Here is a 25,104-nt window from a genome sequence, read left to right on the forward strand (position 1 = left end):
CTGGCTGACTTTAGAAAAGTGCTGGTGGTGGGAGTTGGATTCGAACCAACGTAGGCGCAGGGCCAACAGATTTACAGTCTGCCTCCTTTAACCACTCGGACATCCCACCCGAAGCGAAAATCGAATTATGGACATATTTTGGGAAGTCGTCAAGCCTTTTAGGAAGAAAACTGAATAATTCGATGAATTTTTTAGAAAAACCTGATTTTGAACGCTTTTCTTACTGGTTTCTTCACTGTTTCCTAAGGCTATAAGCACCGTATTTGAGTACTTTAAAAGCTGAAAAAACAGGGACAGATACGGGTAAACACATAGATTTTTCTCTGTTTTCAGCATCTATGATTGTAAACAAAAGAAACGAAACTATATTTTCCGATTTTAGTTCGACTTGCAGAAAGATGGCCCCCAGCAGCAAAACGCGAGCCATCGCAAAGAAAAAGCCGACCTGGGGCCGGCTTTTCTACAGCAGTCGCATCGTCTTTCGTGTGGCACGAACTTAGCTTAATCGTCCGTTTGCTCCAGCAAGGACGACAAGCCCTGCTTTTCCAGCAAGGTATTCAGGTGTTCCCAACCATGAAAAGCAATCTGTAGTTGGCCTTTATCCTTGGCACCAACCTTCAAGGTCACTTTAGTTCCCAGGTGATCAGACAGCACTTTTTCAAAACGCTGCACATCGCCACTGCGACTGGCTTTGCTTTGAGCCTGTTTGCTAGCGGGCTCGTCATCCTCGTGCAGGGCTCGGGCAACCAGTTTTTCGGTTTCACGCACCGACAGACGGCGGGCAATCACCTCGTTGGCCAGCATGATCTGGCGCGCGGCATCCATGGCCAGCAAGGCGCGAGCGTGCCCCATATCGATATCTCCCGCCAACAACATGATCTGTACTGGCTCTGCCAGGTTGATCAAGCGCAGCAGGTTACTGGTGGTCGAGCGCGAACGACCAATCGCCTGGGCAGCCTGCTCGTGGGTCAAACCAAACTCGTCCAACAGACGTTTCACGCCTTGTGCCTCTTCCAGCGGATTCAGATCTTCACGCTGAATGTTCTCAATCAGGGCCATGATGGCGGCGTTTTCATCCCCCACTTCGCGCACCAGGACTGGGACTTCTTCCAGCCCAGCAATTTGCGACGCGCGGAAACGGCGTTCACCGGCGATAATTTCGTATTTGCCCTTATCCTTACCCGACAAAGGACGCACCAAAATAGGCTGCATCACACCCTGGGTGCGAATGGATTCGGCCAGCTCATTCAAGGCTCCCTCGTCCATTCGAGTACGCGGCTGATACACCCCTGCCTTCAGCAGCTTAACGGGCAGATTGGAAGGCGGACCATCGCTCACCGCCGCTTCGCCCTTTTTCCCTATAGTTGCGATAGCGCCTGTGTCTGCGCCGAGCAAGGCATCCAAGCCTCGACCTAGACCTTTTGGTTTTCGTGTAGCCATGCTTACATTCCTATTGATTCTTGTGTGCCTTACGCCTTATCGCTGCGGGAGTCTTTCTTCAAACGCTTGATCAACTCTTTACCAAAGTCCAAATAGGCCTTGGCACCCCGGGAGTTCTTATCGTAGACAATACCGGGCATACCGTGACTTGGCGCCTCAGCCAAACGCACATTACGTGGTACCACCGTCTTGAACACCTTATCGCCAAAGTGTGTCTCGATCTGATTGGAGACTTGCTGCTGCAAAGTTACGCGGCCATCAAACATCACTCGCAGCAAGCCAATCAACTGCAAATCCGGGTTGATATTGCGATAGACCCGCTTAACCGTATTGACCAGATCTGACAGTCCTTCCAGAGCAAAATATTCGCACTGCATGGGGATGATGACCCCGTGTGCGCTGGCCAGGCCATTGAGCGTTAACAACGACAAAGTAGGTGGACAGTCGATCAGCACAAAATCGTAATCGTCCAGTACCTGTGCCAGAGCTTGTTTCAGTTGTTGCTCGCGCTCTTGCATCTGGATCAGGTCGATTTCTGCGCCCGACAGCTCCCGGTTGGAAGGCAGGACATCGTAACCACCTGTTTCTGAATGTATCTTTACACTAGCAATACCTTCATCGCCAATGAGCACTTGATACAAATTACCAGACAGACTGTTCTTATCAATACCACTACCCATAGTGGCATTACCCTGGGGATCCAGGTCAATCAACAAAACTTTTTTCTTCAGCAACGCAAGTGCAGCTGCCAAATTGATTGCAGTGGTTGTCTTGCCCACCCCGCCCTTTTGGTTTGCGATACAAAACACATAGGCACGGGGAGATTTTTCGTCGTTTTTACTCATGATTATCCTTGCTGCACCAACCACACTAGACAACGCTGTGCCTCTAGCTCCGGTACGGTTAATGATTCTATTCGTTCGACCTGCCAGTTACTTTCCGATTGCAATGCGGCTATTTCTAAATCAGGTTCTTTACCCTTCATAGCTGCAATGCGCCCACCTGGGCGAACATGCCTGCCTGCCAAATTCACGAAATCAAGCAGCGAAGAAAAAGCTCGGGAGACCACAATATCTGCCTGCATGGGCTCCTGCTGCTCCACACGTACATGCATGGCCGACAAATTGGGCAAGGCCAAAACCCCAACCATTTGACGAACAAATGCCATTTTTTTCTCAACCGCATCAATGCAAGTAATGTTCCACGTGGAACACGATGCTGCCAAAACAACACCCGGCAAACCAGCCCCTGACCCTACATCAACAATCCGAACAGCCTCTTGAGTCGATTGATTGCAGCTGGCCAGATAACTCTGGAACGGGCGAACAATCGACAGGCTATCAAAAATATGCTGCACCAGCATTTGATCTGGGTCACGCAAGGCAGTCAGGTTGTAAGTACGGTTCCACCGCTGCAACTGCTTAATATAATTCAGTAGCTTACGCACCAAGGCGGGATCTTGATCCAAGCCTAAATCCTGTAAGGCCTGATTCAGCCGTTCTGAAAAAATATCGCTCATGCCGTTTGTTTGTTTTTTTGCTTGCGCTTCAGGTGTACCAACAATAAAGAAACTGCCGCAGGTGTTACACCCTGAACACGTCCGGCCTGCCCAATGGTCAAAGGCTTAGCAGCCTTCAAACGTTGACGCACTTCAATCGACAATCCTTTGATGTCGTCGTAATCCAGATCCTCTGGAATGGCCTGCTCTTCCAGAGCTGCTTGACGAGTAACCTCGTCTTGCTGGCGTGCCACATAGCCAGCATATTTCACTTGGATTTCCACCTGCTCAACATGCACAGGATCATCCAGACCTGGACCTGCCACTGGCATGCCTTGATCATTCAACACGGCCATCAACTTTGCATAGTCCACTTCAGGACGTTTAAGCAAATCGAAGAAGGAATACTCCCGTTCGATATTTTTACCTAACAGTTCGTGAGCCTGTTCAGCAGGTAAGCTGCGAGGATTCACCCAGGTAGCCTTTAAGCGTTCAATTTCACGTGCAACAGCATCACGCTTGCGATTGAAATGATCCCAACGGGCATCGTCCACCAAGCCCAGTTCACGACCTATTTCAGTCAGTCGCTGGTCTGCATTATCTTCCCGCAGGCTCAAACGGTATTCGGCGCGAGAGGTAAACATGCGGTAAGGCTCGGTCACCCCACGGGTAATCAAATCGTCTACCAGCACACCCAGGTAAGCCTCGTTACGGCGTGGATACCACTGCTCTTTCTCTTGCGCCAAACGGGCGGCGTTCACCCCGGCCAACAAACCTTGAGCGGCTGCCTCTTCATACCCCGTCGTGCCGTTGATCTGGCCGGCAAAGAACAAGCCACGAATCTGTTTGGTTTCCAAGGTAGGGTATAAGGACCGAGGATCAAAATAATCGTACTCAATCGCGTAACCGGGACGCATGATGCGAGCATTTTCCAAACCTGGCAGGCTGCGCACCATAGCCAGTTGAATATCGAAAGGCAAGCTGGTCGAGACACCGTTTGGGTAGATCTCGGTCGTGCTCAAGCCTTCTGGCTCCAAAAACACTTGATGACTGCTTTTGTCCGCAAAGCGATGAATCTTGTCTTCGATAGAGGGGCAGTAACGCGGGCCAATCCCCTCAATGGTGCCCTGATCGCTATACATGGGCGAGCGATCCAGACCCGAACGAATAATATCGTGGGTACGCTCGTTAGTATGCGTAATCCAGCACGGCATCTGTTGGGGATGCATGGAAACATCGCCCATATAGGAAAACACCGGAATCGGATCACTATCGCCAGGCTGGACTTCCAAGCGGGAAAAATCGATGGTGTTGGCATCAATACGTGGAGGAGTCCCTGTCTTCAATCGCCCTTGTGGCAACTGCAGTTCTTGCAAGCGATGCGCCAGGCTGATAGATGGAGGATCCCCTGCCCGGCCTGCTGAGTAATTATTCAGGCCTACATGAACCAGTCCATTCAAAAAGGTACCCGCTGTCAGGACCACGGATTTGGCCTTGAACTTCAAGCCAATCTTGGTGACAGCACCCACCACCTGATCACCTTCCACAATCAAGTCTTCAACTGATTGCTGGAACACCATCAAGTTGGGCTGGTTCTGCAAAACCTCGCGAATTGCCTTGCGGTACAAGGAACGGTCAGCCTGAGCTCGAGTGGCGCGCACGGCTGGCCCTTTGGAGCTATTCAGGGTTCGGAATTGAATACCAGCGTAATCGGTAGCCAAAGCCATTGCCCCGCCCAGCGCATCCACTTCCTTGACCAAATGCCCCTTGCCAATCCCCCCAATAGAAGGGTTGCAGGACATCTGCCCCAAGGTATCCATATTATGGGTTAGTAATAAGGTAGACACGCCGGTTCGAGCTGCCGCTAAAGCCGCTTCGGTACCAGCATGTCCGCCGCCTATGACAATAACGTCAAACTCTTCGGGATAAATCATGTCAGAACAGCTAAAAAGTAAAAATCAATTATACGATTACCAGCGGTGTATGTTCCACGTGAAACACATGGAACCAATATCTGTTCCACGTGGAACACAGTTTTTTGCGTAAAAACCACTGTGGATAACTTTGTGGAGAAAGAGGCCGTTCTTTATCTCTAGACAACTTTCCAAGGTCCAGGCAACGGCTGCGAAGATTTTTCTTGCCCATGATACGCTAGGGAGCGAAGCCATAAAAGGCGCGCGTATTGCTCCTAAATCCCCTAAAAATGGGTATCTAAGCGGGTGCTCTACCTTGGGTGGATAAAATCGACATGGGCAGGGAGCCAAATTGTGGATAACAGAGCAAAAAAGAAACGCTGCTTGAGAAGCAGGAATACCAGTATCCAATCTAGTGGCAAAGGAGATTTCGCCGCTCCGAATACAAGAGAGCGCCTCGATATCCCGACCTGACTACGTTAGCTCTAGTCCTAAAAAGTCCTAAGAACAAAAAAAGAGCTCACTCAGATAAGTTTAGGCTGTCTGCAACAGGCAAGCATAGATTGCCTCTATCCTGATCCGTTTGAAAATGTGCCACCCTATTGAAGGCTATGCTTAAGACATAGGTTTGTCATAAAAATTCCTTCAATCACAACGAATACCCGTGATGGAGCAATTAGAAGAAGAACAAGCAGCAAGAAAAAACGGGACCCGACACCCATATAGGCAACAGCTATATCAATACAAGAAACTGTCCTGAGTGATCGGTTCCACGATCAACAGATACGCGCAGAATCTATGGTATTTTCGACAAGAATTTGTCCGATACTTCGCCACCCAACTTTTTACTCAAACCTGAAGCGCGGGTGCATTTTTATTATTCATATCAGTAGACCCATGCAGATCACATCCAAGCTCCCTTCTGTGGGCACCACCATCTTTACCACCATGAGCCAGCTGGCTCTGGAACATAAGGCCATTAACCTGGGCCAGGGCTTTCCAGACTTCAATCCGGATCCAGCCCTGATTGAGGCTGTGCACCAAGCCATGCTGGATGGCATCAACCAGTATCCTGCCATGGCGGGCTACCCTGCCCTGCGAGCCGCTATTGCCAGCAAGGCGCAGGCTCGGTATGGCCGCCTTTACAACGTGGATACGGAAATCACCGTCACCAGTGGCGCTACTGAGGCTTTAATGGCCAGTTTCCAGGCCTTTGTGCACACAGGCGATGAAGTCATCGTGATCGAGCCCTGCTACGACCTGTATATCCCCGCCATCGAGCTGGCCGGCGGTACCCCTGTTGCTGTCCCCATGACAGCGCCTAGCGAGGCTGTACCCTACTATCGCGTCGACTGGGACCGTGTGGAGCAAGCCATAACCAGCAAGACCCGTATGCTGGTAATCAATTTCCCACACAACCCAACCTGCACCATCTTGCAACCTCAGGATCTGGACGCGTTGGAGCAGATTGTTGAAAAGCATCCTTCTTTGATCATCTTGTCCGACGAGGTCTATGAACACCTGACCTTCGATCAGAAAGAGCATCTAAGCCTTGCTACCCGTCCTCTCCTGGCAGAACGAGCAGTCATCGTTTCTTCCTTTGGCAAAACCTTCCACGCCACAGGTTGGAAAGTAGGCTACTGTTGTGCTTCTGCCAGTCTCAGCATGGAAATTCGCAAGGTCCACCAATACACTGTCTTTACCGTTCCTAGCCCCTTACAGGCCGGTTTAGCCACCTATATGCAGGATCCAGCCACCTGGGAGAGTCTGCCCGCTTTCTACCAGGAAAAACGCGATCATTTGCACCATGGTCTGCAGAACACCCGTTTTACTCCTATGCCCTGTGAAGGGACTTTCTTCTTGCTAGCCAGCTATGAACACATTTCAGAACTGTCCGAGCTGGATTTTGCCAAGCATTTGAACCAGAACTATGGCGTAGGCGCGATCCCCGTGTCAGCCTTCTACCTGAATCCCAATTCTGAGCAGGCTAACCATCGTTTGCTGCGTTTTTGCTTTGCCAAGCAGCTCAGCACCTTGGACCAGGCTATTGAACGCCTGATAAAGGTCTAAAGGCCCTTCTCCCCGCCTTCATCAAACCGCCGTCAGGCGGTTTTTTTTGCCGCCGGATCGCCCCAAGAAAAAAGTTTCCCCTCTGGGACAGCAAACCGAAGGCGTAGCAAGGAGGCGCCTTTTGGTACCCTGATTTTTGTGGACAAGTACAGTCGTCGCAATCTTGCCTATATCTGCTACAAACGCCCTACAGCAGCCAGGTGAGACAGCAAGCATCATCCGAACCACAAAACACCTGTCGCAAGCTACAAAACCCGCATCTTGTAGTTCGCAAGACGCCAAGCGTGAAACAGGCAATCCGTCGCCCCAACACTGTCCTGTTGATAACTTTGGGGGTAAACCTGATTTTTTGCCCAGTTATTGCTTCTTTTCCTTTGATAAAAGCAAAAACCTGTCAGCTTTACCGCTTCTTTGTTTCAGTACCGACAAGCAGCAAAAAAAATAGCCTAAAAATTAAAACAACAAAAAATATAGATATAAAACAAGGACTTATTTCAACATTACACGTTCTTGAAACATAGCTAAGCTGTGAAAATACACAGTTCACTCAACTACTTCAGGCTAAACAAGCCCCGTGCGAGCACAAACACACGCTTTACCCACAAAATGTGGATAAGTCAAAAATTCAAACAAGATTGACCTAGTACAAGTTTTAGGCTCAGCAATCCCTGAAGCCATCGCAAATTCTTGGTCAACCACGTTTTTCAGGTAGAACTCCTCTCTCTTGCTAATCAACGCCTTTACTTGAGCTTTTCTCATGTTGGAAGAGAACTCAGAGGCGTGACAGCAAAGTCGAACTTGAACGGCTCTGAAAACAAATTTTCAGTCGTTGCGGCTTAGATTTCTATATGCAAAAGTCGCATAAGCCAGCCTTGAGCGAGATCGTGATTTTTGTACATGGACTGAATCTTAGTCGAGAACTTTTGGCTTGCAAAGGGCAAGGGCCTAGTCTGCAGGGAGTTGAACTTATCTTATATAACAAACACTTAAATCTTTTATTAGAATTATTGGATGGAAGCCTGTTGATAAGTCGAACAAGTGTCTTTAGCAATGAAAAAACAAGAGCTTAGCAGTTTTTTTTCCGGGGATAGATCTAACGCTTACCGGTGGATGGTTTAGGTACAACTTTTAGACTCCCCAAAGAAGTACCTACTTATGCCTTAGGTATCCACACCCTGTTCACAATGCCCTTCCTAGAGCTTATCCACAGAAAAGAAAATTGTAACAGTGGGAGGAAAAATGAATTTAGCGGGTTGGCTGCGTAAAACCAGTGTCCGTCATGATGATTTTCTCTGGCCAACGCAAAGCCGCCAGGTGAAAAGCCGAGTCTTGCGGCGCCTGGTCTTTATGGCGATCGCGCCAACGAGCTCCAACAGAAAAGTCCACGCAAAACGTGTTTTTCTTTGCTCCATGCCAGGAAAATGGGTCTATATCCTTGAATAATAAAGAGTATTTAGAAATTTTCGCTGTTGGTTGAGGGAAAAGCTGACGCCAGTAGTGGCCGAAAATAACCGGAATGTCATCCTGGTAACTGTTCCACCAAGGAGTTCTGTCGGAAAAACGCCAACGATTGCCAGCAAAAAAAGGGCGATCCGCAGGTCCTTCGGTTCCAGAAGTCAGCAAACGGATGGGGTTGAAGTCATTTTTGACTAAATCGTAGTCAATGTAGGCCTGCAATAAAGGCATTATGGCCTTTGGATCTTCAATTTTTTCTTTCCATTCTTGTTTTGCAGTCAGATATTTATTCAGAATTCCTCTTTTTTCTGCATATATATCCGCTTTGTTCTCGCATTCAAAGAAAAAATCAAGAAAATCTTCGCTTTTAACTGATCTAATTGCATTAATAGCTGGATTATTCCAGGCGGCATGCACAATTCTGAGGTCACTTCTTTCCAATGCAATGGGTAGTGATCTTAAAAAATTTCGGATTTTGTCTCTATTTTGAGGTTTTGCACGCTTAAATGGCGAGTAATTCTTTAAATCTGACTGATATCGCTGATCAAAATACCATCCTGATCCATCTTTTGCATCGTCTATCAGTAGATTAATTTCATGATTACCTAATATTCCTTTTGCTTTATTATTATTTATCAAGGACTTAAGGTACTCAATTACAGCAGGGCTATTGGGACCACGATCACAATAATCTCCCACGAATATCAGGCTGCGTTGCTCCGGATGAGAGCCATCTTCCTGGTAACCCAAATTTTGGATCAGTTGTTGCAAGGCCTGAAGCTCTCCATGTACATCACCGATGATGTCTAAAGAACCAGCAGGTAAAGGCTGTACAAGAAAGTTGGGCATGGGTGAAGAGATCTTTATTTAACAATAACTATATATATAACTGGTAATGGATAATGGGTGTCTGTGGATAAGTAGCATAGATTGAAATTCACATTTAATTTCAGCATCTTATGGACTATTCCAGCCTGTGTACCACCCCGATGGAGTCGGTGGACCGAAACTGGACAAAATTTGAGATCTGGAATGACAGGCAACTTATCCCCCTTTCATCCACAGCACGTCCACAACAGGCCTTCTTGGAGCTTATCCACAGGGGGCCAGAGCCAGTAGCTGCCTTAAATATAGCTTTTTTGCCCAGTCCCTGACCGATTTTCTGGTCGGATCTCGCCCGCCTAAAGCGTCTAGATGAGCTGGTATCGGTGTTTGCACCAACGCCATGTTGGAGTGCGAACTAAGCCTTTATAATATCCACAAATTATTCACTTTTTTATTAACCGATTATTTCCCCCAAGTTCCATATTTCCATTTTTGGTTTAATCTGTTTTGTTAATAAAATTGTGGGTTTCTTTGTTATGCAAGCCTGTGGATAAGTCGGGTCATCACAACTGTTATTGGCTTTCTTTTTCTAAACAAAACCCTGTTTTTGTAATTCAATATTACCGTTTTGTTTTTGATTTCAGTTTTAATTTTATTTCCAGAAAATAACAACTGGAAATTTAATTTATTTTTTTGATTATTGACTTGATTGTGTTGTTTTTCTTTATTTGATATAGATAGGCTTGTTTTTGTTTAATACTTCACTTAAAAAAACCAAAATCAATCAATAATTTGAATTTGTTTTCCTCTATCCTCCAGTTGTTTTCTCTGATTATTAGTTGATTCCTTTCTGGTCTTTGTAGATAAAGTTTGCTCTTCTTTAATAAAAAAATGGCTTGGAGCAGAGCAATAAACATTGAATGATCTGGTTTAACGATGGAACCTATCTGCCGACCCGACCCGACCCGACCCGACCCGACCCGACGTGCTGTGGCCAGTTATGGGCATATAGATCTGGATATTCTCTCAGTATTGGATATAAACCCAGCTTCTGTCTCGGCCTGCTTCAGCTTCTTTAGCCTGGGCATGCTTGATCCCCCGTTTTTTGCCTGGATGCCAAACGTGACTTTTTGACGATAGTGGGGGATTTGTTTTGTCAGCTCTCTACGTTGACAGGACAATCTGCTCATTGCGGAACTTTCGGGGCGTTTGGGTCGACAAAGCCTTGGGTTTGAATCGCAAATTGCTGACAAGGTGAGGCCCATCAGGCGCTTGTCTGAGTATATGGACAGCGTAATTGCTGCTTGGGCTCGCGGAATCACCCATTTATCTTTAAGGGATATGTTTTTTCCGTGGAAGTAGCAAGGGTATTCTCCTGCTAGCCTGTGGCCGGTATCGCTATAAGAAATAGCGTGAAATCTCCCCTCATGTAACAATTGCCGCCAAGGCTGTTTAATCCTTAAGCATCGTCTCGCTACTCACTCCGTACTTCATGCCTCAACCGAATATCGAAGAAGCCGCTCAGGACTGGCACGGCTTGCTCCAGAAAGTGCCCCTGGCGGTCCGTGCTCATGTGTTGGCTATCACCCAAGATAACCAGGACGAGCTTGCGACCCACTTTTATACGCATATGCTCAAGCACCCTGCTGCACAGGTGTATCTATCGCACGATCAGGTACACAAACGCTTGCATCGTTCCTTGCGCAGTTGGTTGGTTCAGCTATTTTCGGTAGATGAGCACAGTGATATGCAAGACCAGGTCAAGCTGCAAAATCAGGTTGGCGAGGTTCACGCTCGGGTGGGAGTGCCTGTTCATCTGGTGCTGCGCGGTGCACGCTTGCTCAAGGGGCGTTACGCCCGCTTTTTGTTTGAATCCTCGACTATTAGTTCCGAGCAGGCTTGGGAATGCTTTCGCTATGTTCAGAATTTTATTGACTTGGCGATGGAGCTGATGAGCCATGCCTACGCCAATTCGCGCGAGCGTAAATCCCGGGCTGAAGAGTCCTACCGCTTGTTTGCCATTGTGCAGAACGTGGCGGCCGAGCGCGGCCGACAGCGAGCCGCACTGCTGGATTGGGAAAATCTCTTCATGTTTGCGATGGCGGTCAACAATGGTGTGACGCCTGCTCCGCGGATTGGGGACTCGGACTTCGGTATCTGGTTCAAGCATAAGGGCGCGCATGCCTTCCAGGGTACGGTAGAGAGCCGTGAGATCCTGGACCTGATGAACTTGATTGATACCGAGCTGATGCCCGCATTCGAGCAAGGGGATGTGAAAGGACAGGTTTCGCGCTTGCACGAGCTGCGTGATCGAACCCGGGCGATTGGTTTGCACCTGGATCGCTTGTTTGAGCAGCAAAACGAGCTGGAGTCTGGTCGGGACGTGTTGACCCGCCTGTTAAGCCGCAAGTACCTGCCGGTCGTTCTTAGCCGGGAAGTGGGTTATGCCCAGCAGCGGGGATCGCGTTTTGCTCTGCTGGCCGTGGATATCGATTTCTTCAAGCGCGTCAATGACACTTACGGGCATGACGCGGGTGATCGTATTCTGCGTCAGTTTGCCGAGCTGCTTAGCAATAGTGCTCGTGCTGGTGACTATGTGTTCCGTCTTGGGGGCGAGGAGTTCCTTCTGGTATTGGTCGACGTGGATGCGGATGGTGCGATGCGCGCTGCTCGTAATTTACGTCTTCGCATCCATGCAGAAACCTTCCGGGTTGTGGATGGGGAAACTATGAGTATCACTGCCAGTATTGGTGTGGCTTTGTACGATGGACACCCCGATTACGAGCGTACGCTGCGTCGCGTTGACCGCGCCTTGTATCAAGCCAAAGAAGAAGGACGTGATCAGGTCGTGTACGTCTGATAGAACGCGCTTGTCCACCCTTTTATGTCGTATGGCGGCAACCTGTGCTACAAGTGCGTATAGTTTTGTTCTTGCCAGTGTTTACCGCCTGATTTCTGACTATGTGTGGCCTTTGAAATAGGGGCTCCGGGTCCGATGTGGTGCGATAAACACAATTATATTGAATGGCATAGACGCTTTGGCCTCAGGCTGAAGCAGGATTTGTTTGCGAGCTGATTTTATGCATCCCCGTTTGGCTGTTCTACCCCAGTATTTACTCCCTAAACAGGCACTGACCGAGTTTCTAGGCGGCTTGGCTTCCAAGCCTATGGGCGGGCGTACGACCTGGCTTATCAAGCGGTTTATCGATCGTTATCAGGTCGACATGAACGAGGCGGAAAACGCCGATCCAGCCAGCTACGCCACCTTTAACGAGTTCTTTGGTCGTGCCTTGCGCCCAGGTGCCCGCCCTATTGCGGATACGCCACTGGTCAGCCCGGTCGATGGTGCTATTAGCCAACTGGGTCCTATCCAAGGCGCCGAGGTGTTCCAGGCGAAAGGCCATAGCTATTCAACCACCGCGTTGGTGGGCGGTGATGCTAAGGAAGCTGCCCGCTATCAGGATGGAGTGTTTGCAACCCTGTATTTGAGTCCCAGTGATTATCACCGGGTGCACATGCCTTGCGCGGGTGTTCTTAAGCGCATGATTCATGTGCCGGGCGATTTGTTTTCGGTCAACCCTACGACAGCACGTGGTGTCCCCGGGCTGTTTGCGCGTAACGAACGTGTAGTCTGCTTTTTTGACTCTGAGCAAGGCCCTTTCGTATTAGTGCTGGTGGGAGCGACGGTAGTGGGCAGTATGGTTACAGTCTGGCATGGTGTGGTGAATGCCTCGCGCGATGGCAATATCCACGAGTGGAACTACGATGGCCAGCATATTGCTTTGGAAAAGGGGCAGGAAATGGGCCGTTTTTTGCTGGGTTCCACGGTGGTGATGCTGTTCCCTAAAGAAAGTGGATACCGTTTTGATCCTAGCTGGCAGCCTCAAGGTGTCATTCGCCAAGGCCAGGCGATGGGTTATCAGGGCTAAACCCTGTTTTCCAATGAATAAAACCTGTGTTCAAGTGGACACAGGTTTTTTTTTGTCGTCGGGCCGTTCCAAGGTTTGGCGTTTCCGGGAAAAAACTCTCCCTCGGGGGGCAGTAAGCCGAAGGCGTAGCGTAGGGGATTTTTGGGACTGTTCGGCGCTTAAAAGTTGCTTGTATTCAAGATGTTTGTGGAGTGAGTATGAAAAGGTGGGGGGCGATAGTGATCAAGATTTTGGTCCTGTTATTGGTCTTGGTGATAGCGACCTGGGGGACGCTGGCATTGCAGTTTCAGTTGTCGGCAGGCTTGGGACGCTGGTTGGCTATGGCCGGCTGGATAGCGGTGGCTGTATTGAGCTTGTACGCTTTGAGCAAGGGCAAGAATTGGCTCTTTGTTCCTCAGATCTTGGGTTTTCTAGTTCTGGTGGGGTGGTGGAGCAGCATTGTGCCCAGCAATGCTCGGGAATGGGCGCCTGATGTGGCCAGAATGAGTTACGGCGAGGTAAATGGCTCTGTTGTGACCCTGCATAATGTGCGCGATTTTAACTGGCGCAGTGAAACCGATTTTGATGAGAGCTGGATACAGCAAGCCTACGATTTGCAGACGATCAAATCGGTAGACATGTTCCTGTCGTACTGGATGGGCCCGATTATTGCCCATACCTTGGTGTCTTTTGGCTTTGAGGATGGTCGCCATGTGGTGTTCTCGGTAGAAATCCGCAAGGAAAAGCATGAGGGCTTTTCTGCAATAGGCGGTTTTTTTAAAGATTTTGAACTGAGTCTGATCGCGGCGACCGAGCAGGACATTGTGCGTACTCGCAGCAATGTGCGTGGTGAGGATGTGTATATGTACAGCGTGGAGTTATCCAAACCGGCTATGCAGGCACTGTTTTTGTCGTATGTGGAGCAAGGTCAGCAGTTACAGACCACTCCCCGCTTTTACAACACGTTGACGGCTAACTGCACGACCATTGTTTATGACATGGTCGCCAAAATTGTGGACGGCGTGCCGTGGGACTGGCGTGTGCTGGCGTCGGGCTATTTGGCCGAGTATGTGTATGGTTTGAATGCTTTGGCGCCAGACCATAGTTTCCAGGAACTGAAGCAATTAGGCTATATCAATCCAAGGGCTGTGTCGCAGCAGGACGGGCAAGATTTTTCAGCCTTGATTCGACGGGATTTGCCTCTCGTAAAGCCTTTTTAGGGCTTTTTTAGGTGTTTTTGTTCCACGTGAAACATATGTTTTACTGATTATGATCTAATAATTAGATTGTTTTTTTGGAATAAAAAAATAAAGAAAACCCCAGCATATGAAAATCATGTTGTGGGGTTTTTTAGTGATTTTTTGCGGCTGGAATAATAACGGCGATATGGCAACTGTCCGATTTTGTTAAATGTTCAAGTTTTGCCAAGAAAGGCTCAAGGCGTCGCTCGCCATTGCACTAACTGCTCCAGTGTCATGGTGTTGCCACCACACACCACAACCAGAATGTTTTTGTAGGGAGCCAGTGCTTCATGGTCCAGGTACAAAGTCGATAAAGCCGCGCCACATGCGGGTTCAACTAGAACGCGGTGGTCGGTCAGGAAACGTAAACAGGCGCTGACGGCCTGGGCATCACTGACCTGAACGCAAGTAGTGGGATGGGATTGGCTAATGGCATATGCCTGGTCACAAACACGTGGTGCTGCCAGCGAGGTGGCGACCCCACTGACCTGACTGAGGGTGATGTGCTGGCGTTGTCGTACTGACTCGCCCAAGCTGGCGGTGCCTTCGGTTTCGACGGCAATAATGGTGGTCTTGTCCCAACCTTGTTCTCGCAGACCTTGTGCTATGCCGCTTAGCAAGCCTCCTCCCCCTACCGCCAGCAAGACGGCATCGGGCTGTACGCCCATTTGAGCGACTTCAGTAATCAGGCTGGCATGGCCTTCCCAAAGCAAAGGGTCGTCAAAGGGGTGAATCAGGGCATCATCTTCTTGCACCAGGGTCAACGCATATTCATGGGCCTCCTGCCAATTCTTGCCCACCACGTGCAGCTCGGCTTTTTCCCGTTGAATCAAACGCCTGGCGTGTTCGCTGGTGCTTTCAGGGACGACAACAAGGGTTGGGGTGGTGAGCCGGCGCCCCGCGTAAGCGACGGCAATCCCTGCATTGCCACCTGAGGAAATGACGAAGCGTTTCTTGTTTTGTTGAGCATGATGCTGGCACAAGTGCCCGATACCGCGAATCTTGAATGATCCGCTAGGTTGTAATGCATCCATTTTTAACCAGATTTGTTTGCCGAGTGGATCGCTCAAGGCATGTGAATAAATAAGTGGTGTCTCAAGGTGAAGAATCATTTCTTATCGTTCCAGATTTTATAGTGATCTGCGAGGGCATGATAAGTGCTCAAGGCCCTGTTCACCCCATTTTATCGATCTGAAACAGGTGTGGCTGAAGATCTTGAGCTGTGTTTTGTGACGGTCAGGTCAAGCTTTGGGGAAACGGTGTGGAAAGGATGTTTATAGCAAAGGGCCTGGGTTTTGTAACTGTCTGCGCTCTTTGCACCAAGCCTCATAATTAGCGTTTAATGTGAGGCGACTTACTATCTGTAAGTTTGTCTGCACCTTCTTACAATTTCGCTTCTTCGGGGCCTTGGTGTTCAAGCTAAATTAAGGGCTTATCTGATAAAATCCCAGTTAAATTGCCCGACTCAAGACCTTTTTGCGTATAGGATTCAGGCTTGGTCTTAAGCGTTTAATTTTAAGTGCATGATAAGCACAAAAAACCATTCCAATCACTCCGGCCATAAAGCAGGGTTGTTTTTTGCTTTGCCTGATCGGAATAAAAACAATAATAACCAGAACTTATTTCTAGAAAAGGCGCTGTTGTAGCGGCTCTTAAAGGAATAAAGATTTTGTTATGAAAACTGCTACCAGACCTGCTGATATATATATGCGTTTTTTGCAGCTCGCCGATTCGCTGCATACCTTGCCTTGCTTACCTTGCCTGGACCCTCTTGAAGAGCGTATCTTGGTGCTGGTTGCCAAGGCGTCAAAAGATTGTCTGCGTTTGTCGGTACGCGATGTCATGGCCGTAGAGCGGCTGGGGTCGCCAGCGACCATACATACCCGGCTCAAGTCCATGCGCGAGAAAGGCTGGATCGTTCTCAGTGACACGGAGGACACACGCCGCAAACAAGTTGATCTGAGCCAGGCTGCCCTGCTGCATTTTGACCGCCTTTCTGCCTGTCTTTTAGAGGCGGCTAATGTCTGATTGCACAAATAGTGTAGTGATGCATTGTGTGTACTTCCAGAATCTGCAGACAGTAAGCTTTTGGCATCACGCAAATAAGTTGGACGCATTTATCCCAAAAGTACGTATGTCCGACACAAAAAAGAAAGGCTAAAAATCAGGCATTTGTTCCAAGATTTGCCTGCCAGCAAAGAGTCTATTTTCTATACTCAAGACTCATGTTGAATTTCCAGGTTTGGAGGCAGAATGCGCTTACCCATCTATCAGGTCGATGCCTTTACTGACACCTTGTTTGCAGGCAACCCTGCCGCTGTGGTGTTGTTGTCCGAGTTCCCTGACGACGCTTTGATGCAGTCGATTGCGGGCGAGAACAATTTGGCTGAGACGGCCTTTCTGGTACCACAAGGTCCGGATTTTGGCTTGCGCTGGTTTACCCCCACGGTAGAAGTGCCCTTGTGTGGTCACGCTACGTTGGCCAGTGCGGCGGTCGTGCTGCAATACATACGTCCTCAAGATAGCCAAGTGGTGTTCCATACCCTGAGTGGTGCGTTGACGGTGCGTCGCGATGAGACAGGCTATGTCATGGATTTTCCGGCGCGTCCGGTTACTCGTGTGGATGACGATCCCAGGCTGGAAGAAACTTTGGGTACCAAGATTACGCAATTGTGGCGTAATGACTTTACCCATTTGGCTGTAGTGGAAACCGAGGAACAGGTGCGACAACTGCAGATAGATACGGCAGCTATGATGGCGATTGGTTACGAAGGATGTATTGTGACCGCGGCGGGCTCGGGCCAGTTTGATATTGTCAGTCGCTTTTTTGCGCCCGGTCACGGCATTGAAGAAGATCCTGTGACGGGGTCGGCTCACTGTGCCTTGTTGCCTTATTGGGCCCCTATTCTGGGTAAAAATCATCTACGGGCTTATCAGGCTTCCGAGCGTGGGGGCGTACTGGATTGCACCTTGGATGGTGATCGCGTGTTTCTGAAGGGGCAAGCCGCCATGTATATGGAAGGCCATATCCAGGTTGGTTAAGGTGGCGTGGGGCGTGCTTTTTGTAGGGTGATTTTTATGCTTTTTGATCTCTTATGATTCCTGTCGCGCCGTTTTCGCCGATACTTTTATTGCTCATTACGCTTGGCCCGCTCGCATTGTTTTTTTTGCTGGTTTGGGTGGTTTTGCTTTTAGTTCAGCCACAGCGGCGGGCAAACTTTAAGAAAAACCCCTGGCCACGAATACTACTTTTACTTCCCTTGCTGGTATTGGCGCTCTACTACAGTTTTTTCCAGTGGGAGGTCTATCAGTTCAAGAAACGTCAGGAACAGGAGCTGGCTAGTCGCCAGCATGTTTTAAAAGAGCCTGGTCGTTTTGCTGGAATTGATATGCCAGCCGGAACAGAGCTGGAGTTGAGTGTATGGGGCGACCCGGACAGCGTGTCCTGGGCTCGTTTTCCGGAGGCGGTCATGGTGGGCAATGCCCCAGTACTGTCCTTCGAGCGCCCCCGTCCCGATCTGCAAAACTCTAGCTGGAAACTGCATCTGGCCGGTGATGCAACGCTGGAGGGTTGGCAGTGTGATGGCAGCCAAGTAATTGAAATGGAACAAGATTCTACGGTAGAGACCGGCTTTCGCTTTGTTAGCTGCTTTTTGAGCAAAGGGAACCGGATTACAGGCTGGAGTCCCTATGCGGCGGCTTCCAATATGAGCTCTGCTCCGGACCTCATGCTGGATTTGCCTGCTGGAACCTTGGTTCAGTCCCGACCCGACGGAACTTTGTACACCAATGGTGATCGGGATCAGGACCGTTGGATGGTACGTGTAGAGGAAGAAGGCTTACAGATTCAGGCATGGAACCTGCTTTTGGAGCATGCTTATTTCTCAGTCGATAAAAATAAAGACTTGCTCTATCTCTCTCAAGCGCGATTGGCTCAGAAAATTCAATTGGGTGGGTTTACCTATCTGGCCGGTACTCGTGTGTCTACACCTAACTATCGTTTTTACCCTCAGTGGCCTCTTTTACTGAAAATGGTATTGGACTCTGGTGAGGATTCGGTTCAACGTAAAGAACAGTTCCATACGTTGCCCGATGGCCAGATTTTGGACGAATTTCAGTAGTTAACGGCGCAATGCTGGCTTTTTTTACCTGTAATCTGCATTTTTTTTGTGGTGAGTGTAATTAAATAAGGCGAATTTGTTTTGGTTGGCTCAATTTGAGTTAATGTAAGCATTTGAAGCGATTGTATAAAATAAAAACGTAACATTTTCAAAAGTTGGCTGTTAGACAGCCAGAAATTTGGTGGCTACTGGTTTCCTTTCCTGAGGTTTGGGGCTCGAGCGGCAGGAACGTGCCGCCATCCTGAAACCGCCCTATTGCTGGCGTAACTGAACAAGGTTAGATGCCGCTATGACGACATATCAAGGGGAGCTGCTGGAGCATACGCAGGCTCACGCACAAGCTGCTTATTGGTTCACTCGCTTGAACTCCGGCGAGGCGACGGCTGCCGAATTACGGGAATTTGAGGATTGGCGTCGTGACAATCCTGAAAATGAACGTTCATATCGATACATTTGCTATTTTTGTGACGCCAGTCTGGATGCGCCTGAGCATGAAATCCGCCGTTTATTGGTGAGTTCAGGACAGAAGGCTGCCTCGCTCAAGCTTTCTCACCGTGGTTTGCTGGCCGGCTTGTTTGTTGTGACCTTGGCGCTGACGGTGTTTTTCTTTTGGCCGGAGCGGGTACTGCGACAAGAGCATCTGGTATCGGGTACACAAACGCTGGAGCAGCGGTTTGTGGATGGCACTGTCGTGCGACTGGGGCCTGATTCAGCTCTTGAAGTCCGCGAGTACGAGGACAGGCTGAATCTGCAACTGTTACGCGGTCAGGTCACTTTGCTGCTGGCTGATCCCACACAAAAGAGCGTGACGGTCTTTAACAGTTTTGCGCAGGCACGCAGCGACAAGGGGCAGTTTTCGGCCTTTCTGGACAGCGATCAAATGAAGTTTGCCGTGGATACCGGCTCGGTCGAAGTCTCCAGTGGAACATGGTGGCGTCGGCAAATCCGGGTGCTGATTCCTGGTCAGCATATTTTTGTGGATCGATGGTCTGGAATGAAACGGGTTCAACCCGCTCCTATATCTCCCAATAAGGCCGACTAAAAGTCGGCCTCTTACATTTCAGCGCGTTTAGAACATCCAGTTCAAGAACAATTTACCGTTTATATCGGCCCGACTATCACCCAATAAACGGGTATTGGCCGACAACCCTAAACGCAGTCGCTCGGACTGCTGCAAGCTGATGCTGGTTCCCAGCGACAAGGCATGGTGATCCACTCGTGCATAACGCCCCTCAAAACCTACAGATTGGGCACTGGCAAAAGCCGCTTCCTGGGTTTGATTGCGGCTTAGCAACGCCTGCTCCCAGGCCACTGAGAAGGATGTTTGCAGTTGGCGATTCTGGCTTAAATCCCAGTTCTGACGCAGGGCCAGGCCGATGGAAGCCTGCAAGGCGTTTTGTCGGCTGGCGTCCAGGCGCAGACGGCTGGCGGCATCGCCACTTTCTTCCAGTCCTGGGCGACGGTAATGGAGGTAATCCAGAGCCAGAACCGGCCCGATGCTGCCGTTTGCACCCAGTGCCCAGTTGTAGCCAGTCTGTACCCCTAGCGAGAAGGTATGAGCAGTCCAATCCGAAGCAGGACGCGCCTGATAGCCTGCAAAACTGATGTCACGGTTCATCTTGCCCTGCTCTATCCCTACGCGCATTTGCGCCAGGCCGTTCCAGCCTTCCTGGCTGTAGCCACGGTAGCGGGCATGCACACCCAGGCCCAGGCCCGTCAGCTTGCTCTTGGCCTGGAAGGGGGCATTTACATTGACGCGTTGCTCGTTGGCATTGCCGTGTACGCCCAGGCTCCAGTCACTGCCTTCAGCGCGGTGTTCTACCCCCAGCATCACTCCATAGATTTCGCTGCGGTGATCAACATCATTGCCGCCCAGTTGCCAGTGGTAGCGGCCGCCATAGGTCTGGATGAAGCTTTGCCAGCCGCTCTTGTTGATACCGTTGGTTTGGCGCAGTTGTTCGGATACCAGGTGTTCGCGGCGCAAGGCGGCGGCGGTTTGGGCGGCGTAGGAACCAGCACTTAGCTGATCCAGGGCCAGACCAATATCGCTGCCATCTGCACGCGAGAAGTCCATGGCTTGATACACGGCCGCCAGGGACTGATTACCTGCGGAAGCCTGTGCCAGGCTGGTACCAACAGCGGCGGCATTGGGCGATGCTGCGTACTGGGCATACGCATTCTGATTACGGCTGACAGTCCAGCCATTGCCTGTACTTTCTACATTCAGGGTGGGGGATGTCAGCGTGGCATTGAGCGCAGCAAACTGCCCTTGTGTCTGGCTGGCGGTGAACACCTTGTCCTGATTCAATGTCCAGCCGTTTTGATACCAGTCTGGCTGCAGATCCACGGTCAACTCGCCATCGAGCTGAGCCAGGCCCTGCACATCAACATGATCATTCTGGGTGGCCGAGGCCTCCAACAGAATGCGGCCAGCGGCACCTTGGACAAAATTGCCCTTGATCGTCATGTGCCCGTAGGAGTTCCCGGGGCTGAGTGTGCCGTTATTGGTGAAGTTGTATTCAGGGTTGAGGGTGAATTCGCTATTGCCATACAGGGTCGCGCCCTGATCCACGCGCAAGCCGTACAGCTCATGCTGGCCATTCAAGGAAGTGGCGCCCCCGGCAATGACGACAGCCAGATTGTTTTGGCCTTTGATATTGCCGTCATAACGTATCTGGAAGTCGGGGTCAGCCGCATTGGTAGCACGACCATTTTTATCGGCCTTTTGACCAAAGCTGATACGGGTCAGCAGCAGTTGCTGGTCGGCGTCGCGGCGGTTGTAATCCGAGGTAATGTCACCTGTGATTTGTGCGCCCTGCAGAATATTGATGTTCTGTACCCAGGCATTGTCCGCGATATGGATGGCCGCCTTCTGACCCGACAAGGTGCCGGACAAATCGTAATTACTGATCAAGGCACCTTGCAATATTTCCGGTACAGTGCGTAGCTGGCCTTTAGCCATGAGCATCCAGGAGCCGTGATACTCATCGTTGCTACCCATGGCGTTCTGCCCGAAATCGAACAAGGCTCCGACGCCATCCTGACCATCTGCCCGGACTTCACCTTGCTGGACAATATTGTGATGGCGGCCATAGCTGAACTGCAGGCCACGACCATACCAGCCGTGGGCATGAATACGCGTCGACTCGGGAATGATGAGCGTGTTTTCGCTACCGTCCACACGTACGCCTACCCCCCCTGGCCCGGCTGTCAGCAGATCCGCCGCCTGGCGAATGAGGTTGCGTTCGCCATAAATGTGCAGGCCCAAGCCTTGTGTGGCCATGTTGTATTGACCAGGCAGATAGGTCGTGCCGTCTTCATTGCGCGCAAAGTAGCCATTGGTATTGTTCAGGGTGACGTCGTCCCCATAGACCGAATAGCCAAAGAAGTTGCGGCGATCAATGCTCAGCCCAATATCCTGCAGGGCGGCAATTTCGGCTTCCATCAGATTCACGTAGTTGCGATAGGTCTGATGGCTCATCAAGCTGTTGCGCAGCTCGGTGTGGCTCATATAGTTGCGATCCACGCCATACTGCGGCTGGTCGTGGACGTTCAAGATGCTGACCGGGATGCCCGGCATGGCGCCATTCAGGACTGCCTGTACATGATCCCCAGTGAAGTAGCCCTTGTCCTGGCGCAGGTCAAAAGCGTCAGGGTCGTAGGGGTTGGTGCAAACGGAACACAGGATTTTCTGCCCAGGGCTGGGGGCTCGACCCTGATCATCGCGCAAGCCCAAGGCCCAGGGGCTAAGGTCATTCTGGAAGAAGGGGTCGGGTGGATCGAAACTGTCTGCAGGCAAGTTGTCCATGACTGTGTTGCTGATGCCCAAGGCATGAGCTAGCTCATGAAAAATTACCGCGTTGTAATCGACTTTGCCGGTCAAGGGCAGTTGGCTGGGAGTAGCTGGGACCGTGTCCATATCCAGTTTTCCGACACCGATAACGGCATCGGGGTTGTTTGGATCGCCCTGGAAGATCCCCTGCAAGCGTGCTTGTAAGGCCGACAAGGTGAAATTGGGATGGGATGGGCTGGTCAGTCGAGCACCATAAGCATTGGCGTTCTTTTCATTCATAGTGCCCAGGTTGATGACAGCCGGTGTGTATCCCACTGGCAACTTAATGATTTCGGCCCAGCGCCCCAGTGCGGCACGAATTTTCAGTCGCCCATTCTCGTCAATTTCTTGGGGGGAAACGCGTGGATCGGACTGATCCGACGTATCGTAGCCCCCATCATCAGGTCCATAGATCCGCAATTCAAAGGCCGGTTGACCCTGTTGGTTCAAAATGAATTCAGTCTGGTAAGCATGGGCGCTGCTGGTCCAGCTCAAGGCCACCAGGGTGTGGCCGAGTAGTGCTTTGATTTTGAAGTCCATGGGATTCAGAGAAAGAAGGCAATGGTTAGGGGGCACTTTTATCACGGTAAAGAACGATTGGGTTTCAGCCGTAACTTCTAAGGGATAAAGTGTTCAAGAGAGGAAAGTATGACCATAGAGATCAGTGGACGGGGTTTAATACAGAGACAAACTAGGCCCGTGGCCGAACCGTTGAATGCGACGGCCATGACACCTTCAGTAGTGCCCGAACAAGACAAGCTGGATTCCATAGACGCATCGGGGCGTATCAAAGTGAACCTGTCTTCCTTGGGAAAAGAGCTGTCGCTGACCAGTCAGCAAGCTCCAAAAAAAGGTCGCGATAAGGATATTGATAGCAGTTCCTTGCCCGATGGCATCAAGGACATACTTAAACGTATCCGTGATCTGAAAGAGCAGATTCAACAGAAATTGATGGAGCTGCAGCGTATCCAGGCCAGCCACAAAAGCAGCGAAGCAGAAAAAAAACAGGAGCTGGAGCGCGTGCAAAGCGAGCTCAATAGCTTGAACGGTGCTCTGTCCAGTGCGCATGCCATGTTGAACAAGATCATGGACGACATTGAACTGGATGGAGATAGCCGTATGGAAGTGGCAGATTTGTTGATGAAGTAAGAAGCCGTTCGACTGGCTTCGGGAGCCCTTGGGGGCGCAGATAGGTATGTCCACCTAAGCCTGTATGAATATGGACTGCGTCCTTTTTTGGGCAGCCAGGGGCTGTTTTTGCTGACGCTCAGGGTTGGTTTGCCACCGTCAAAGCTTGTGTAATTTTGTCGTTGAGCTGATGCGGAGACATCAAATTGGTGGTGACCTGTGCCTTGGTGCGAATGATATAGGCGGTCGAGGGATTCAGATTAATGCAATACACTACCAGCGAGCCCGCCCCCATGGGGGCCGCGCCAATATAAACCCCTAACTGATCGCTGGCTGCCGAATCATTACGCTGGTGGTAGCCCTCCCCCGCGGCTGCCTGTTTGACTGTATCCAGACACTGAGCCACGTTTAAACGGGAGATGGAACGCTGTTCTGCCTCCAGCTCCAACGGCATCAGTTCCTGAGCCTGTACCGCCCAAGCGCCATGAAGCAAAGCTGCCATCAAAACCCACTTGTTGAGTGTGTGCATGATGCCCTCCCGCAGGAGACAATGGAGCGTTCAGCATAGTCCCGATTGATCAGGGCAGGCTTTGATAGTGCTTAATTCAGGAACGAATATCGGGTTTTTACTGAGGTGGGGCCTGCTGGTAGCAGCCTGAATAGAGTAAGTATGCGGCCATCAGTGCACGGTCTGTTTTACGTCTTTTTTCTTTTAGCCAGGACTCTGGGCCTTAGTTCTTCTGCTTTGGGGCTGGTAGCTTTCCAGTTTGCTTCAGCAGTTTCTTTTCTTCTGTTTTGACGCGACGCTCCAGTTTTTTAATATCTTCCTCGGCAGGGAGCTGTTCAGGCCGGATACCGCGCTGACCCAGCATATCGCGCACGCTGCGGTTGTTTTGCTCATGCTCATGGGTGATCAACGTTTCACCATGCAGTTGCTCTTGCGTGACGTTGTGGTTCGTCATTTCCGTGGCAAGGTTCTTGGCGGCAATGGTTAGTGTAGGTAGAAAGTCAGCCAAGGGGCGGGTTTGAGTAATACCGTAGCGGTCTTTCATCATCTGGGTGGTGTGCCCACCAAATAGCGCCGCATCCCCTTTGGATCGGATGCGGCCAAAGCCTTTGTCGTCTACCCCATGTTCATAGAGGTTTTGCGATAGCGTCCTTTCGGACTCGCGAAGGCGTTCGCGGGCATCCAACCTGGCCTGCAGACGCATACGGTCTTCAATCAGCTCTTGCTTGCGGGTCTGGATGGCGAAGTAGCTTTGAGCAAAGGCAATGGCCGGCTTGCGTGGGTCGCCGTTCTGGGCGATGAGGTAGCAAGCATAGCGGGTGAGCATGATGTCTTCTATCGAACGATCTGCACCGCTGCCAATCTGGACCATTTTCGTGACGCCACGAAAATGGTCTCCTTCTTCGTACCCCGTTGTTTTACAAGACTCTACTGCCCTATCTATCGCTGTCTTGAAGTTCTCCCAGCGCACATAGCCCAAGGGTTCCATCAAGTCGCGGGCGAACCAGAACTCCACGCCCTCTTCTGGGATGGTGTGGCTCAAGCCGTCGAACTGATTTGTTAGCTGCTTAATGTCTTGAGATTCCACTTGATGTCTCCGGGTTGTATGACACTTGCCATCACGTCGCCAAAAGCCTTGTCTGGTTCTGGGGCCAGTGCGATGAGA

Annotated in this window: 19 protein-coding genes and 1 tRNA gene; 10 read left to right on the plus strand and 10 right to left on the minus strand. The window is 50.3% G+C overall.

What is annotated here, in order from left to right:
• Positions 1–22: 22 nt before the first annotated feature.
• The 5 genes from ACDI13_RS10100 to mnmG all read right to left on the minus strand — a co-directional run bounded on the left by ACDI13_RS10100 (position 23) and on the right by mnmG (position 4,872).
• Positions 23–109, minus strand: a tRNA-Tyr gene (locus ACDI13_RS10100).
• 392 nt (positions 110–501) lie between these two features.
• On the minus strand, positions 502–1,440 hold the full coding sequence (locus tag ACDI13_RS10105) for a ParB/RepB/Spo0J family partition protein (protein ID WP_316990596.1): 939 nt from the start codon (positions 1,438–1,440) through the stop codon (positions 502–504).
• Between the two features lie 29 nt (positions 1,441–1,469).
• Complete coding sequence (locus tag ACDI13_RS10110; protein ID WP_316990595.1) at positions 1,470–2,285, minus strand: ParA family protein; 816 nt, start codon at positions 2,283–2,285, stop codon at positions 1,470–1,472.
• Positions 2,286–2,287: 2 nt separating this feature from the next.
• Positions 2,288–2,959: a 16S rRNA (guanine(527)-N(7))-methyltransferase RsmG gene (gene rsmG, locus ACDI13_RS10115; protein WP_316990594.1), complete on the minus strand. Its 672-nt coding sequence runs from the start codon at positions 2,957–2,959 to the stop codon at positions 2,288–2,290.
• Positions 2,956–4,872, minus strand: a complete 1,917-nt coding sequence (gene mnmG, locus ACDI13_RS10120; protein WP_316990593.1) for a tRNA uridine-5-carboxymethylaminomethyl(34) synthesis enzyme MnmG — start codon at positions 4,870–4,872, stop codon at positions 2,956–2,958. Before mnmG ends, rsmG begins: the two co-directional genes overlap by 4 nt.
• Before the next feature lie 876 nt (positions 4,873–5,748).
• On the opposite strand from mnmG, the gene ACDI13_RS10125 reads away from it, so the two are divergent.
• Together ACDI13_RS10125 and ACDI13_RS10130 are read left to right on the plus strand one after the other, a co-directional pair.
• Positions 5,749–6,921 carry a methionine aminotransferase gene (locus ACDI13_RS10125; protein WP_316990592.1) on the plus strand — a complete coding sequence of 391 codons (1,173 nt, stop codon included), beginning with the start codon at positions 5,749–5,751 and terminating at the stop codon, positions 6,919–6,921.
• Between the two features lie 200 nt (positions 6,922–7,121).
• Complete coding sequence (locus ACDI13_RS10130; protein ID WP_372372427.1) at positions 7,122–7,442, plus strand: hypothetical protein; 321 nt, start codon at positions 7,122–7,124, stop codon at positions 7,440–7,442.
• A gap of 724 nt (positions 7,443–8,166) precedes the next feature.
• On the opposite strand, the gene ACDI13_RS10135 is transcribed toward ACDI13_RS10130, so the two are convergent.
• Positions 8,167–9,225 carry a metallophosphoesterase gene (locus tag ACDI13_RS10135; RefSeq protein ID WP_316990590.1) on the minus strand — a complete coding sequence of 353 codons (1,059 nt, stop codon included), beginning with the start codon at positions 9,223–9,225 and terminating at the stop codon, positions 8,167–8,169.
• Between the two features lie 1,468 nt (positions 9,226–10,693).
• Here ACDI13_RS10135 and ACDI13_RS10140 point away from each other — a divergent pair.
• The 3 genes from ACDI13_RS10140 to ACDI13_RS10150 all read left to right on the plus strand — a co-directional run bounded on the left by ACDI13_RS10140 (position 10,694) and on the right by ACDI13_RS10150 (position 14,329).
• A complete protein-coding gene (locus tag ACDI13_RS10140; RefSeq protein ID WP_316990589.1) occupies positions 10,694–12,061 on the plus strand; it encodes a diguanylate cyclase in 1,368 nt (455 codons plus the stop codon).
• A 220-nt stretch (positions 12,062–12,281) separates the two neighbouring features.
• A complete protein-coding gene (gene asd / locus ACDI13_RS10145; RefSeq protein WP_316990588.1) occupies positions 12,282–13,130 on the plus strand; it encodes an archaetidylserine decarboxylase in 849 nt (282 codons plus the stop codon).
• Between the two features lie 197 nt (positions 13,131–13,327).
• Positions 13,328–14,329 carry a DUF4105 domain-containing protein gene (locus ACDI13_RS10150; protein WP_316990587.1) on the plus strand — a complete coding sequence of 334 codons (1,002 nt, stop codon included), beginning with the start codon at positions 13,328–13,330 and terminating at the stop codon, positions 14,327–14,329.
• Positions 14,330–14,544: 215 nt separating this feature from the next.
• Here ACDI13_RS10150 and ACDI13_RS10155 read toward each other — a convergent pair whose 3' ends face one another.
• Positions 14,545–15,462 carry a pyridoxal-phosphate dependent enzyme gene (locus tag ACDI13_RS10155; protein ID WP_316990586.1) on the minus strand — a complete coding sequence of 306 codons (918 nt, stop codon included), beginning with the start codon at positions 15,460–15,462 and terminating at the stop codon, positions 14,545–14,547.
• A 562-nt stretch (positions 15,463–16,024) separates the two neighbouring features.
• On the opposite strand from ACDI13_RS10155, the gene ACDI13_RS10160 reads away from it, so the two are divergent.
• The 4 genes from ACDI13_RS10160 (at position 16,025) to ACDI13_RS10175 (ending at position 19,513) form a co-directional block, all read left to right on the plus strand.
• Entirely contained in the window at positions 16,025–16,378 is a 354-nt protein-coding gene (locus tag ACDI13_RS10160) for a MarR family transcriptional regulator (protein ID WP_021447165.1), read from the plus strand.
• 225 nt (positions 16,379–16,603) lie between these two features.
• The gene (locus ACDI13_RS10165; RefSeq protein ID WP_316990585.1) at positions 16,604–17,392 is read left to right on the plus strand and encodes a PhzF family phenazine biosynthesis protein; all 789 of its coding nucleotides are present in this window, start codon (positions 16,604–16,606) and stop codon (positions 17,390–17,392) included.
• Positions 17,393–17,445: 53 nt separating this feature from the next.
• Entirely contained in the window at positions 17,446–18,471 is a 1,026-nt protein-coding gene (locus ACDI13_RS10170) for a hypothetical protein (protein ID WP_316990584.1), read from the plus strand.
• Between the two features lie 289 nt (positions 18,472–18,760).
• Entirely contained in the window at positions 18,761–19,513 is a 753-nt protein-coding gene (locus tag ACDI13_RS10175; RefSeq protein WP_316990583.1) for a DUF4880 domain-containing protein, read from the plus strand.
• Positions 19,514–19,540: 27 nt separating this feature from the next.
• Here the strand turns inward: ACDI13_RS10175 and ACDI13_RS10180 are convergent, their stop codons facing one another.
• Positions 19,541–22,843, minus strand: coding sequence for an autotransporter domain-containing protein (locus ACDI13_RS10180; RefSeq protein ID WP_316990582.1), 3,303 nt, complete (start codon positions 22,841–22,843; stop codon positions 19,541–19,543).
• A 186-nt stretch (positions 22,844–23,029) separates the two neighbouring features.
• Here ACDI13_RS10180 and ACDI13_RS10185 point away from each other — a divergent pair, with 186 nt between their 5' ends.
• On the plus strand, positions 23,030–23,452 hold the full coding sequence (locus ACDI13_RS10185) for a hypothetical protein (protein ID WP_316990581.1): 423 nt from the start codon (positions 23,030–23,032) through the stop codon (positions 23,450–23,452).
• 118 nt (positions 23,453–23,570) lie between these two features.
• Here the strand turns inward: ACDI13_RS10185 and ACDI13_RS10190 are convergent, their stop codons facing one another.
• Positions 23,571–23,960, minus strand: a complete 390-nt coding sequence (locus tag ACDI13_RS10190) for a DUF6180 family protein (RefSeq protein WP_316990580.1) — start codon at positions 23,958–23,960, stop codon at positions 23,571–23,573.
• Between the two features lie 202 nt (positions 23,961–24,162).
• Positions 24,163–25,026, minus strand: a complete 864-nt coding sequence (dinD, locus tag ACDI13_RS10195; RefSeq protein ID WP_316990579.1) for a DNA damage-inducible protein D — start codon at positions 25,024–25,026, stop codon at positions 24,163–24,165.
• Between the last annotated feature and the right edge of the window lie 78 nt (positions 25,027–25,104).

Origin of the sequence: Alcaligenes faecalis (assembly GCF_041521385.1) — a bacterium.
In the GTDB taxonomy this organism is placed as follows: Bacteria; Pseudomonadota; Gammaproteobacteria; order Burkholderiales; family Burkholderiaceae_B; genus Alcaligenes; species Alcaligenes faecalis_E.